Origin of the sequence: Enterobacter chuandaensis (assembly GCF_039718975.1) — a bacterium.
In the GTDB taxonomy this organism is placed as follows: domain Bacteria; phylum Pseudomonadota; class Gammaproteobacteria; order Enterobacterales; family Enterobacteriaceae; genus Enterobacter; species Enterobacter chuandaensis.
The window spans coordinates 3,988,579-4,001,087 of record NZ_CP097173.1; the positions used below are offsets into that span (position 1 = coordinate 3,988,579).

Below are 12,509 nucleotides of genomic sequence, written 5' to 3' on the forward strand. Positions count from 1 at the left end.
TTTGGGGAGAGGGCCAGAGTGAGGGGGTTACGCCTCCGGCAGTTCCGCCAGCGGCCAGCGCGGACGCACGGACACGCTCAGGTCGGACGTTGCGCCCGCATTGAGGCGCACCATCCCGGCGTAGGCGATCATCGCCCCGTTATCGGTACAGAATTCCGGACGGGCATAGAACACTTCCCCGCGACGCTTTTGCATCATCTCGGCGAGCTTCGCGCGCAGCGTGCGGTTGGCACTCACGCCACCTGCCATCACCAGGCGCTTAAAGCCGGTCTGATCCAGCGCGCGCTTGCACTTGATCATCAGCGTATCCACCACCGCGTCTTCAAACGCGCGGGCGATATCGGCGCGGGTCTGCTCGCTGTCGTCGTTATTGCGGATAGTATTCGCCGCAAAGGTTTTCAGCCCGGAGAAGCTGAAATCCAGCCCCGGACGGTCGGTCATCGGACGCGGGAAGACAAAGCGCCCTTCCGTTCCCTGCGACGCCATTTTGGAGAGCATCGGGCCACCTGGGTAATCCAGCCCCAGCAGCTTGGCGGTTTTGTCGAAGGCTTCACCGGCAGCGTCGTCGATCGACTCGCCCAGCAGCGCGTACTTGCCAATGCCCGTTACGCTAATCAGCTGCGTATGGCCGCCGGAGACCAGCAGCGCCACAAACGGGAATTCGGGCGGATTCTCTTCCAGCATCGGTGCCAGCAGATGCCCTTCCATGTGGTGGACCGGGATCGCCGGTACATCCCACGCGAACGCCAGCGAGCGGCCAACCGTCGCGCCGACCAGCAGCGCGCCGACCAGACCTGGCCCCGCGGTATAGGCTACGGCGTCAATATCGGTTGAGCTTAACCCGGCCTCTTTCAGCGCCGCCTGAATCAGGGGAACCGTTTTACGCACGTGATCACGAGAGGCCAGTTCAGGTACGACACCGCCGTAGTCAGCGTGCAATTTCACCTGACTATACAGCTGGTTGGCCAGAAGCCCTTTTTCGTCGTCGTAAATGGCGATGCCGGTTTCATCGCAGGATGTTTCAATACCCAGTACACGCATGACTTGTTTTACCTCGTTTCAATACCGCGCAGTGTAGAGCCTGGGCGGGTTGATGTAAAACTTTGTTCGCCCCAGGAAGAAGGCTCGTGTATACTCCTCACCCTTATTAAAGTCCCTTTCAAAATCGCATCGGTGCTTTACAAAGCAGCAGCATTTGCAGTAAAATTCCGCACCATTTTGAAATAAGCTGGCGTTGATGCCAGCGGCAAACCGAATTTATTAAAGGTGAGAGTTACATGCCGGTAATTAAAGTACGTGAAAACGAGCCGTTCGACGTAGCACTGCGTCGCTTCAAACGTTCATGCGAGAAAGCAGGTGTTCTGGCTGAAGTTCGTCGTCGTGAGTTTTATGAAAAACCAACGACCGAACGTAAGCGCGCTAAAGCTTCCGCTGTGAAACGTCACGCGAAGAAACTGGCTCGCGAAAACGCACGCCGTACTCGTCTGTACTAATCTCTTGAGGGTCAACGCCCTCAATTGACAGACAGAGTAGTAGTCGTAAGGCCGTGCTTCCGGAAGGAATGCGCGGCTTGTTTTCGTTTATAAGTCGCTTAAATTTTTGGGGCATATGGCCGGAAGAATCCCACGCGTTTTCATCAATGACCTGCTCGCCAGAACCGACATCGTCGATCTCATCGACGCGCGGGTAAAGCTGAAAAAGCAGGGTAAGAACTACCATGCGTGCTGTCCGTTCCATAACGAAAAAACCCCCTCCTTCACCGTAAACGGTGAAAAACAGTTTTACCATTGCTTCGGCTGTGGCGCACACGGTAATGCCGTCGATTTTTTGATGAACTACGATAAGCTCGAGTTCGTTGAAACCGTCGAAGAGCTGGCGGCGATGCATAACCTTGAAGTGCCGTATGAAGCAGGCAGTGGGCCAAGTCAGATCGAGCGCCATCAGAGGCAAACGCTGTATCAACTGATGGATGGCCTGAATTCGTTTTACCAACAGTCTCTTAAGCACTCTGCGGCTGAGCCTGCGCGTCAGTATCTGAACAAGCGCGGACTGAGCGACGATGTGATTGCGCGTTTCGCTATTGGTTACGCCCCGCCCGGCTGGGACAACGTGTTAAAGCGTTTTGGCGGCAATAGCGAAGATCGTAAATCTCTCATCGACGCAGGCATGCTGGTCACCAACGACCAGGGACGAAGCTACGACCGCTTCCGTGAACGGGTGATGTTCCCGATCCGCGACAAGCGTGGCCGGGTAATTGGTTTTGGTGGTCGCGTGCTGGGTGATGCCCTGCCGAAATACCTCAACTCTCCGGAAACCGATATTTTTCATAAGGGCCGCCAGCTTTACGGTCTTTATGAGGCGCAGCAGGACAACGCGGAACCTCCGCGTCTGCTGGTCGTCGAAGGCTATATGGACGTCGTTGCGCTGGCGCAGTACGACATTAACTACGCCGTTGCGTCGCTAGGTACGTCCACCACCGCCGATCATATTCAACTGCTGTTCAGGGTGACCAACAACGTCATCTGCTGTTACGACGGTGACCGGGCCGGACGCGACGCCGCCTGGCGAGCGCTGGAAACCGCGCTGCCGTATATGACCGACGGGCGTCAGCTACGCTTTATGTTCCTGCCCGACGGTGAAGACCCGGATACGCTGGTGCGTAAAGAGGGCAAAGCGGCATTTGAAGCGCGGATGGAGCAGGCACAGCCGCTCTCCACGTTTCTGTTTAATAGCCTGATGCCGCAGGTTGATTTGAGTACCCCTGACGGGCGCGCGCAGCTCAGTACGCTGGCGCTGCCGTTAATCAACCAGGTGCCCGGCGAAACGCTGCGCATCTACCTGCGTCAGGAGTTAGGCAACAAGCTCGGCATTCTGGATGACAGCCAGCTTGAACGTTTAATGCCTAAACAGGCTGAAAACGGCACGGTTCGCCCCGCGCCTCAGCTAAAACGCACAACCATGCGTATACTGATAGGATTGCTGGTACAAAACCCCGAGCTTGCTCCGCAAGTGCCGTCGCTGGCGGGTTTGAACCACGAAAAGTTGCCCGGACTTGGCTTATTTTCAGAACTGGTCAACACTTGTTTGTCTCAGCCAGGTCTGACCACCGGACAACTTTTAGAGCATTATCGCGGCACAAAAGAGGCCGCTACCCTTGAAAAACTGTCGATGTGGGACGATATAGCAGATAAGGATATTGCAGAAAAAACGTTCACCGACTCGCTCAACCATATGTTTGATTCGATGCTTGAGCTGCGCCAGGAAGAGTTGATAGCTCGCGAGCGCACGCACGGCTTAAGCAGCGAAGAACGCCGAGAGCTCTGGATGATTAACCAGGAACTGGCGAAGAAATAAAAAATTTAACGGCTTAAGTGCCGAATATCGATCGGGAAGCCCCCGGCAGCCGCACTGAGAGGCAGCGGCAAAAATATAAGTACGCCCTCGCTTTAAAGGTTGGCAGCCCCATCGCCGACACCAATCAAACGAATTAAGTGTGGATACCGTCTTATGGAGCAAAACCCGCAGTCACAGCTGAAACTTCTTGTCCAACGCGGTAAGGAGCAAGGCTATCTGACCTATGCCGAGGTCAATGACCATCTGCCGGAAGATATCGTCGATTCAGATCAAATCGAAGACATCATCCAAATGATCAATGACATGGGCATTCAGGTGATGGAAGAAGCACCGGATGCCGATGATCTGTTGCTGGCTGAAACCTCCAACAACACTGACGAAGATGCGGAAGAAGCTGCTGCACAGGTACTGTCCAGCGTGGAATCTGAAATCGGGCGTACCACTGACCCGGTCCGCATGTACATGCGCGAAATGGGTACCGTTGAACTGTTGACCCGCGAAGGCGAAATTGACATCGCAAAACGCATCGAAGACGGGATCAACCAGGTTCAGTGCTCTGTCGCCGAATACCCGGAAGCGATCACCTATCTGCTGGAGCAATACGATCGCGTTGAAGCGGAAGAAGCGCGCCTGTCTGACCTGATCACCGGTTTTGTCGACCCGAACGCTGAAGAAGATATGGCGCCAACCGCCACTCACGTCGGTTCTGAGCTGTCTCAGGAAGAGATGGATGACGACGAAGACGAAGATGAGGAAGAAGACGACGACAGCGCGGACGATGACAACAGCATCGACCCGGAACTGGCGCGTGAGAAGTTTGCCGAACTGCGTACCCAGTACGAAGTAACGCGTGACACCATTAAAGCGAAAGGCCGCAGCCATGCTGCCGCTCAGGAAGAGATCCTGAAGCTGTCTGAAGTGTTCAAACAGTTCCGCCTGGTGCCAAAACAGTTCGACTACCTGGTAAACAGCATGCGCGTAATGATGGATCGCGTACGCACCCAGGAACGCATCATCATGAAGCTGTGCGTTGAGCAGTGCAAAATGCCGAAGAAGAACTTCATCACCCTCTTCACCGGCAACGAAACCAGCGAAACCTGGTTCAACGCGGCTATCGCGATGAACAAGCCGTGGTCTGAAAAACTGCACGACGTGAAGGACGATGTCTATCGCGGTCTGCAGAAGCTGCAGCAGATTGAAGAAGAGACCGGTCTGACCATCGAGCAGGTCAAGGACATCAACCGTCGTATGTCCATCGGTGAAGCGAAAGCCCGCCGAGCGAAGAAAGAGATGGTTGAAGCGAACTTGCGTCTGGTTATCTCTATCGCCAAGAAATACACCAACCGCGGTCTGCAGTTCCTGGATCTGATTCAGGAAGGCAACATCGGTCTGATGAAAGCGGTAGATAAGTTCGAATACCGTCGTGGTTACAAGTTCTCCACTTACGCAACATGGTGGATCCGTCAGGCGATTACCCGCTCTATCGCGGACCAGGCGCGCACCATCCGTATTCCGGTGCATATGATTGAGACCATCAACAAGCTCAACCGTATCTCCCGCCAGATGCTGCAGGAGATGGGCCGCGAGCCGACGCCGGAAGAGCTGGCCGAGCGCATGCTGATGCCGGAAGACAAGATCCGTAAAGTGCTGAAGATCGCCAAAGAGCCAATCTCCATGGAAACACCAATCGGTGATGATGAAGATTCGCATCTGGGTGATTTCATCGAGGATACCACCCTCGAGTTGCCGCTGGACTCTGCCACTACCGAGAGCCTGCGAGCTGCAACGCACGACGTTCTGGCTGGCCTGACCGCCCGTGAAGCAAAAGTGCTGCGTATGCGTTTCGGTATCGACATGAACACCGACCATACGCTGGAAGAAGTGGGTAAACAGTTCGACGTGACCCGCGAACGTATCCGTCAGATCGAAGCGAAGGCGCTGCGTAAGCTGCGTCACCCAAGCCGCTCTGAAGTGCTGCGTAGCTTCCTGGACGACTAATCGGTCCTGAAAGTTAAAAAGCTCCCAATCGGGAGCTTTTTTTTGTTTATTCCCTCTCCCTGTGGGAGAGGGCCAGGGTGAGGGCATCAGGCCGCAGAGGATTACAGACCCCGCACCATCAGCGCCTCATCCAGTTCCCGATACGCCTCCACCAGCTTATCCAGCGTCGCCCTGTTCAGCCCACTCGGATTCGGCAGCACCCACACCTGCGTCACGCCGATAGTGATGCTCTGCTTACCCCACTTAGCCCCGCGCTGGCTAAACGCCTGCTCGTAAGCCTGCTTACCGAGGATCGCCAGTGCGGCTGGCTGGTAGTCTTCAATTTTCCTGACCAACTCTCGCCCGCCGCTGCGCAGTTCATGCAGGTTAACCTCGCTCGCCTGCACGGTTGGTCGCTCGACCAACATGGTAATACCGCAGCGCGTATCCAGCAGGTGCTGCTCCTCTTCGGGCTTGAGTAACCTGTCGGTGAACCCGGCCTGGTAGATCACTTTCCAGAAGCGATTTCCCGGATGGGCAAAGTGAAAACCGGTGTGCGCCGAGGACTTTCCCGGGTTGATACCGCAAAACACCACCCGTAGGCCAGGTGCAAGAATATCATTGATCATCTTTACTCCCACTGATACATCGTTATGGAAGTATAAAGGATTGATTATGCGTTGTTTATAAAAACAGCAAGCAGGAGTGAATGGCTGGATTGCTGCAGGGAGTTACTTTATAATTCACCGCCACGGCCCCTTAGCTCAGTGGTTAGAGCAGGCGACTCATAATCGCTTGGTCGCTGGTTCAAGTCCAGCAGGGGCCACCAAATTTTAGCTGTAAAATCAGATAATTAAGCCACTTTAACGAGTGGCTTTTTTATTAACTGCTAATGGTGTCCCCCCCGAAAATTCCCGAGACAAAATAAGAGGAAAAGAGAAGCAGTGGATAAAAAAGCCAGATCAGAACACATGCGTGAATGCTTGCGCCGCGAAGTAATGATGAGTTCTAACGCATTTTCTTGGGTTAGGGTTCTGCATAAAGCAATAAAGTGCCCCGACCGCCGCTTCCACTTCTGGTGGCGCATCGCGTCTTACTGGCATCACTCAGACAGCAAATTCCTGAGGAAAAGAGCGTTAAAGATAAACAGAAAGCTCATTTTCAAATACGGAACAGATATACAGCTGGGGGCAACAATCGGGCCAGGCATGGTGATTTCTCATCATCATGGTATTGTTGTAAATGGTTCTGCAACAATCGGGCATTCTCTGCGGATACGACAGAACACCACAATAGGCATAACCGGCGCGAATGATAATAAAGAGCCGATTTCCATTGTTATTGGCAATAATGTCAGCATTGGCGCGGGGTCGTGCATCATTGCAGATAAGATATGCATAGGGGATAACGTTATCATCGGCGCCATGTCATTTGTGAGCAAAGACATTCCTGATGGTATGACGGTTTATACTGAAAAAACGTTAAAAATAATTCCTGCTACATCACCTACGGCGTAACTGGGCACTTCGACTTTTCGTTACCTACCTCGCCGGATCAAGGTTTAGAGTCCCGCAAAAGCCGAGTTGTAAAAACCACAAAAAAGCCAACCCCGCATTCCCGCGGCGTTGGCCCTGTTTTTAAAGCAGTGACACTTACAACAGGTTAAAAGACATAACGCATGCCAAGGGTAAATTCATTAGAGACGATGTGCGCTTTCATCTGTTCGTCTTTTAAGCCACGCGCGTTAGTGAAGTTGTTATATCCACTTTCGATCTTGCCCATATCGATATAACGGTAGCCCAGGTCCACGTACAGGCGCTCAACCGGCGTATAGCTCACGCCAGCCCCTAAAGCGTAGGTCAGGTTGTTTTGCGTAGTAGAAGCATATTCACGGCTAGAATTACCCTGCCAGCCGTTGGCTTTGATCTTGCTCACGCCCAGACCTGCCGTACCGTACAGAGAAACGCCATATCCCAGCTCATAATCACGATACACGTTAACCATCAGACGCTCGGTTTCAGTTTTCAGGTGGTCAGAGTTGGTAACAAAAACACTGGAACCATTGATATATTCAGCCTTCTGCTTGAAGGTATATTCACCCTCTGTACGCCAGCCGTTACCAAACTGATAGCCCGCAGCAATCGCCGCGCCGCCGAAGTGCTCTTTCTCTTTACCACCGACAAACTGCCCTACCCCAGGACGCGCGCTGGTATCCATCTCCTTTGCACGCTGTTCAACCTGGAGGTATTTTGCGGAGCCGTAATACCCTTCTTCAGTATTTGCTGCCAGAACAGTAGCCGGAATCATCGCGATCGGCAGGGCGGCTAAAATAGCTTTCATATTCATCTCTACTCCGTTGAAAAAATATTCCGCTCGTCGAACGGTGGTCCGCCGATGTCAGGAAAACAGTCAGTGAGAGGGATAATAAGCAGCCCGGCACAGGCAAACTATTCGGGCGATTACGGGTTTTACCAGGTAATTTTACGTAGGGATTGGTCTTGTTTTGGTAATAATTAATCGTTATTTCAATAGATTAAAACGAGCGTTTTCGGCGAGCTGTGCGAAGACCATCACCCTCCGCACGACTTCACAAACTGCAAAACTAAAGAAATCCCCCATCGCGCCGATCATCATCCGTGTGTATTATTTCCTGTAGCTTTTACAACAACTACCCTTAACTCAAATACTTAAGCGCCAAAGCGAAAGGCATCATGAGCACACCGATCAAACGGCTAGAAATCATTAAAAATGCCATTGAACTGGAAGATGACGACATCATCCAGAGCCAGCTGACACGCCTGAAAAATGAAGCGTTTGACGATGAGCTACAGGCAATCGTCGTGTCGCTTGAACAAAAGAACTACACCGCGGCGATGGCGGCTATAACCGCCTGGCTTCAGGGCCAGCGCGCCGTAACCCAGTGGCGTGACCCACAGGTAGCCGCCAGCAAGCTTGAGCTCAGGGCGCTGGAAGAGCGTCTGCGCGATCTGATTGACCGCCGCAACGCGCGCGTGCAGCAGCTTGATGAGTTTAACGATCTCTATTTCTCCCGCCTCGGGCCGCTGATGCAGCAGATCCTCGCCCTGCGTAAAACGCTGGCGGAGCTGAACCTGCGTCGACAGCAGGCGGAGGCACGTCGTCGCGAGGAGGACTATCGTCGCTGCCAGCGCTATATGGCGCAGGCCGTAGAGGTGCTGGCAACGCTCACTCAGCGCTGGCGCGATCTCCCTGCGGACTCCGTACAGGCCGCGGAGGCGCGCAAGCACCTGGAGCAGCAAAGCAATCTGATCGCCAACCTGCTGGCCGAGGCGCTGGAGCTGGAAAGTGGTTTGACGCGCGAAGAGGAGCCCGCCCGTCAGGCGCGTGACGAGGCCAACGAAGAGTACGAGAAGTACCGCGAGCAACATCACGATGCCGAAGTGCGATTGCGCAAAGGCAAGAATCTCTCGGAAGAGGATCAGAACGAGCTGAAGCGTCTCTGGCGACAGGCGAGCAAGCTCTGCCACCCGGATCTGGTGGCAGACGATCTGAAAGAAGAAGCCAACAGCATGATGGTGCAGCTCAACCAGGCAAAGCAGCGCGGCGATGTGAAAGCCATTCGCTCACTGGTGGCCCGTCTGCAGCAGGGCTTCGAGCCGCTGATGGCGAGCGACAGGCTGAACGATCTGGAGCGTATCCGCAAAAAAATGGCGCAAGTACGCGAGCAAATCGACACTCTGGTGAACGAGCTGGCGGAGCTGGAAAAAGAAGAGTCCTGGCTGCTGGTCTCGTCGCTGAGCAATATGGAAGCGTACTTTGCCCAGCAGGAGAAAGCGCTGAAAGAGGTATGCGCCTCGCTCGAACATCAGGTCAGCGAAGCGCAGCTCGATTCCGCAGCCTGATTATTTAGCGTGCCAGTATGCGCTGGCACGCACCAGCTGCTGGTCAATCGCGTCGGTTTCAAACTGGCGGCTCAGGCTTTTTACCACCTTCCCTTCCCCGGTCAGCCAGATAAAGTAATCCTCCGCTGGAACGGTCAGCGCCGCCAGACGGGCAGCCACCGCCTGCTCGCTGTGGCCCACCACCCAGGTGATGTTGAAATCACTCAGGTGCGCCAGATAGTCCTTATAAGATTCGTCACCTACGGTCACCACCGCATGAACTTCCGGGTGCACCGGCAGTTTTGCAATGCCCTCTAATCGTCGACGCAGCGCGGGCATGCCAGATTCATCGCACACGTACAGCTGCCAGGCGTAATCCTCCGGCACCACCAGCGAACCGCGCGGTCCGCCGATGGTCAGCCTGTCGCCCACCTTCGCCTCGACCGCCCAACTGCTGGCAATGCCGCCGTCATGAACGAAGAAATCGAGCGCAAGCTCATGATTTGCCTCATCGTACAGCGGCGTATAGTCGCGCGCCTGCGGACGCACGCCGTCGCCCCAGTCGATACCTTCATCGGTGACTACCGGCGGGACAAACGTGGCGCCTGGTGCCGGGAAAAAGACTTTGGTGTGGTCGTCGAAACCGCGAGTGCAAAAGCCCTCCAGCGCCTCGCCGCCTAAAACAATGCGCTGGAAGCCTGCGCTGATGCGCTCAACGCGGAGCACCGTCAGCTCGCGAAAACGCAGGTCATTACGCACGCGCTGTGGGTAACGGGTAGATGCCATTTTTAGCCTCTTCTCTGGTGATTACGATATATCTAAATTGATTTTTAAATGATAATGATTACTAATCAGTAAAAATGCAAGATATTTTAGATTACATCTGAATATATCTTAGATATAGTTTAGATATATCAATTAAAGGGCATACTATGCGACACGAACACGAAGGCGGCGGACGCCGACCGCGCTTTTTCGGCCACGGCGATCTGCGGCTGGTGATTCTGGATATCCTGACCCGCAATGCGAGCCACGGATATGAGCTGATCAAAGAGATCGAGAATCTTACCCAGGGGAACTACACGCCGAGCCCCGGCGTGATCTACCCGACCCTGGATTATCTTCAGGATCAGACCTTTATCACCATCACGGAAGAAGAAAACGGTCGTAAGAAGATTGCAATTACCGCTGAAGGACAACGCTGGCTGGACGAAAATCGGGAACAGCTGGAACAGATCCAGGTACGTATTAAAGCGCGCAGCGTCGGCTTTCAGCTGCGCAAAAACCCGCAGATGAAGCGGGCATTGGATAACTTTAAAGCGGTATTAGACCTGAAGGTGAATCAGGGAGAACTCAGCGACGCGCAGCTCAAGCAGATTATCGGCGTAATCGACCGCGCGGCGCTGGAGATCTCCCAGCTGGATTAAACCGGCGCGTGCTCACTCACGCGGAAGACGCGTACCAGCTCTTTCAGGTGCATCGCCTGCTCGTTAAGCGATGCCGCCGCCGCGACGGACTCCTCCACCAGCGCAGAGTTCTGCTGAGTGGTGGCATCAATCAGGCCAATTGCGCTGTTGATCTGCGAGATCCCTTCCGTCTGCTCGTGGCTGGCCTGGCGGATCTCGCGCAGGATCACGTCCATCTCCTCCACGTTGCCGACCATGCCGTTGATCAACGCACTCGCTTTTTCGACCAGATTCATCCCGTCCTGGGTCTGACTGGTGGAACTCTCAATCAGCTCGCGGATTTCACTGGCAGACGACGCGCTCTTCTGGGCAAGCTGGCGCACTTCCCCCGCCACGACCGCAAAGCCGCGGCCGTGTTCGCCCGCACGCGCCGCTTCCACCGCCGCGTTCAGCGCCAGAATGTTGGTCTGGAAGGCAATGGCGTCGATCAGGTCGATAATGTCGGACATCCGGTTCGACGTCTCATTAATCAGGCGCATTTTGCTGGTGACCTGCTTCATCATCTCCCCGTTGTTTTTGACCACCGTGGCGGCATCGGCCGAGAGGTTGGTCGCTTCCCCGGTGTGCGAGGCCGTGTTTTTCACCGTCGCGGTAATTTGCTCCATCGAGGCGGCGGTCTGTTCAACGGAACTTGCCTGCTCTTCCGTGCGCGCGGCGAGATCCTGGTTTCCGGCGACAATCTGCGCGGCCGCGCTGGAGATATTCTCCGAGCCGGTTTGCACCTGCTGCACAATGTCCAGCAGGCGGTTTTTCATCTCCATCAGTGCGTGCAGCAACAGGCCCGTTTCGTCTTTGCCATGCGGCGTGATGCTGCCCGTCAGGTCGCCCTCTGAAATGGCATTGGCAAAATTCACCGCCTCGCCGAGCGGACGAGTGATAGCGCGCACGATAAACCAGCCAATCAGGCTGCCAGCCGCGACGCTAAAGAGGGTGATCAGGATCAGCATCAGCCGGTTAGATTTGAAATCGCCTTCCACCAGCGCCCCGGCACTCTGCATCTCCTGGTTCTGAATCGCAATCAGCTCCTGCACTTTGGCTTTATAGGCCTGCTGCACGGAAAGAGTGTTGGTCATCATCTCCTGGATCGCGCCCGCACGATCGTTATTCTGCACCGCCTGCAAAATACGATAGCGTGAGTCCAGATACTGCTGACGGACGTCGTGGATCTCGGCAAGAACCTGCTGTGATTTTGGATCCTGCAGCGCACTGTTCAGTTCACCCAGGATCACCGTAATATGCTCGCTGATCGCTTTAAGATGCTGCTGCGACTGCGCTGTGTACGTTCCCTGTTCATCCAGCAACATGAGCTGCTGAGTGCTAATAAATTCCTGGAAGTTATCGATTAACTGGTTCGCTTTTACCGTGGTGGGATAATCATGGGTAATGATGGATTGCATCCCGTTGTTCGCCCGGTTCAGACTCAGCAAGGACAAACTGGCGCTGACCACCATCAGGACAATAAAGAACCCAAACGCCAGAAATAATTTCGTGCCGATCTTTACGTCATGTAAGAACATATTTTCTCCATCGATGTGATTATTTCTCAGACGATCGCTGTTATCGGTAACGAATCCGCTAACTTTATGACTTTGATCGTTTTTTTATTTCATAACCATCACAATGGATAGGCAGGGGCTATTGATATGGCTCCATTGATCGTTACCAGACCACCAGATCAGGGTTTTGCAAAATTGCATCGCGGGAAATTGACTTAGGCAGGAACAAATAACTGAGGAAATTTTTTTAGTTATTTAATATAAAATTAACAACAAAATACATTAATAATTACAATCACAAAAGAATAAAGCCGTTTATTCCCTGCGAAATAAACGGCTTTCTGGAACATTACTGA

Annotated in this window: 11 protein-coding genes and 1 tRNA gene; 7 read left to right on the top strand and 5 right to left on the bottom strand. The window is 53.9% G+C overall.

The window, feature by feature from the left end:
- Positions 1-27: 27 nt before the first annotated feature.
- The gene (gene tsaD / locus MX657_RS19165; RefSeq protein WP_119916416.1) at positions 28-1,041 is read right to left on the bottom strand and encodes a tRNA (adenosine(37)-N6)-threonylcarbamoyltransferase complex transferase subunit TsaD; all 1,014 of its coding nucleotides are present in this window, start codon (positions 1,039-1,041) and stop codon (positions 28-30) included.
- A 236-nt stretch (positions 1,042-1,277) separates the two neighbouring features.
- Between tsaD and rpsU the strand changes: the two genes are divergently transcribed.
- The 3 genes from rpsU to rpoD all read left to right on the top strand — a co-directional run bounded on the left by rpsU (position 1,278) and on the right by rpoD (position 5,352).
- A complete protein-coding gene (gene rpsU / locus MX657_RS19170; RefSeq protein WP_001144069.1) occupies positions 1,278-1,493 on the top strand; it encodes a 30S ribosomal protein S21 in 216 nt (71 codons plus the stop codon).
- A gap of 115 nt (positions 1,494-1,608) precedes the next feature.
- Positions 1,609-3,354: a DNA primase gene (gene dnaG / locus MX657_RS19175; RefSeq protein WP_119916418.1), complete on the top strand. Its 1,746-nt coding sequence runs from the start codon at positions 1,609-1,611 to the stop codon at positions 3,352-3,354.
- A gap of 153 nt (positions 3,355-3,507) precedes the next feature.
- Positions 3,508-5,352: an RNA polymerase sigma factor RpoD gene (gene rpoD, locus MX657_RS19180; protein ID WP_028014473.1), complete on the top strand. Its 1,845-nt coding sequence runs from the start codon at positions 3,508-3,510 to the stop codon at positions 5,350-5,352.
- A gap of 101 nt (positions 5,353-5,453) precedes the next feature.
- Here rpoD and mug read toward each other — a convergent pair whose 3' ends face one another.
- On the bottom strand, positions 5,454-5,960 hold the full coding sequence (mug, locus tag MX657_RS19185) for a G/U mismatch-specific DNA glycosylase (RefSeq protein ID WP_080328246.1): 507 nt from the start codon (positions 5,958-5,960) through the stop codon (positions 5,454-5,456).
- Between the two features lie 124 nt (positions 5,961-6,084).
- On the opposite strand from mug, the gene MX657_RS19190 reads away from it, so the two are divergent.
- Positions 6,085-6,160: transfer RNA gene (locus MX657_RS19190), tRNA-Ile, on the top strand.
- Between the two features lie 115 nt (positions 6,161-6,275).
- A complete protein-coding gene (locus MX657_RS19195; RefSeq protein ID WP_244288147.1) occupies positions 6,276-6,848 on the top strand; it encodes a serine acetyltransferase in 573 nt (190 codons plus the stop codon).
- 145 nt (positions 6,849-6,993) lie between these two features.
- Here the strand turns inward: MX657_RS19195 and MX657_RS19200 are convergent, their stop codons facing one another.
- Positions 6,994-7,677 carry an outer membrane protein gene (locus MX657_RS19200; protein ID WP_346806456.1) on the bottom strand — a complete coding sequence of 228 codons (684 nt, stop codon included), beginning with the start codon at positions 7,675-7,677 and terminating at the stop codon, positions 6,994-6,996.
- 365 nt (positions 7,678-8,042) lie between these two features.
- Here MX657_RS19200 and MX657_RS19205 point away from each other — a divergent pair, with 365 nt between their 5' ends.
- Entirely contained in the window at positions 8,043-9,212 is a 1,170-nt protein-coding gene (locus tag MX657_RS19205) for a DNA repair protein (RefSeq protein WP_333016938.1), read from the top strand.
- On the opposite strand, the gene MX657_RS19210 is transcribed toward MX657_RS19205, so the two are convergent.
- Positions 9,213-9,977, bottom strand: coding sequence for a siderophore-interacting protein (locus MX657_RS19210; RefSeq protein ID WP_080328253.1), 765 nt, complete (start codon positions 9,975-9,977; stop codon positions 9,213-9,215).
- Between the two features lie 146 nt (positions 9,978-10,123).
- Between MX657_RS19210 and MX657_RS19215 the strand changes: the two genes are divergently transcribed.
- A complete protein-coding gene (locus MX657_RS19215; protein WP_111964918.1) occupies positions 10,124-10,618 on the top strand; it encodes a PadR family transcriptional regulator in 495 nt (164 codons plus the stop codon).
- On the opposite strand, the gene MX657_RS19220 is transcribed toward MX657_RS19215, so the two are convergent.
- Positions 10,615-12,174 carry a methyl-accepting chemotaxis protein gene (locus MX657_RS19220; protein ID WP_119916437.1) on the bottom strand — a complete coding sequence of 520 codons (1,560 nt, stop codon included), beginning with the start codon at positions 12,172-12,174 and terminating at the stop codon, positions 10,615-10,617. The genes MX657_RS19215 and MX657_RS19220 overlap by 4 nt on opposite strands.
- Positions 12,175-12,509: the final 335 nt, after the last annotated feature.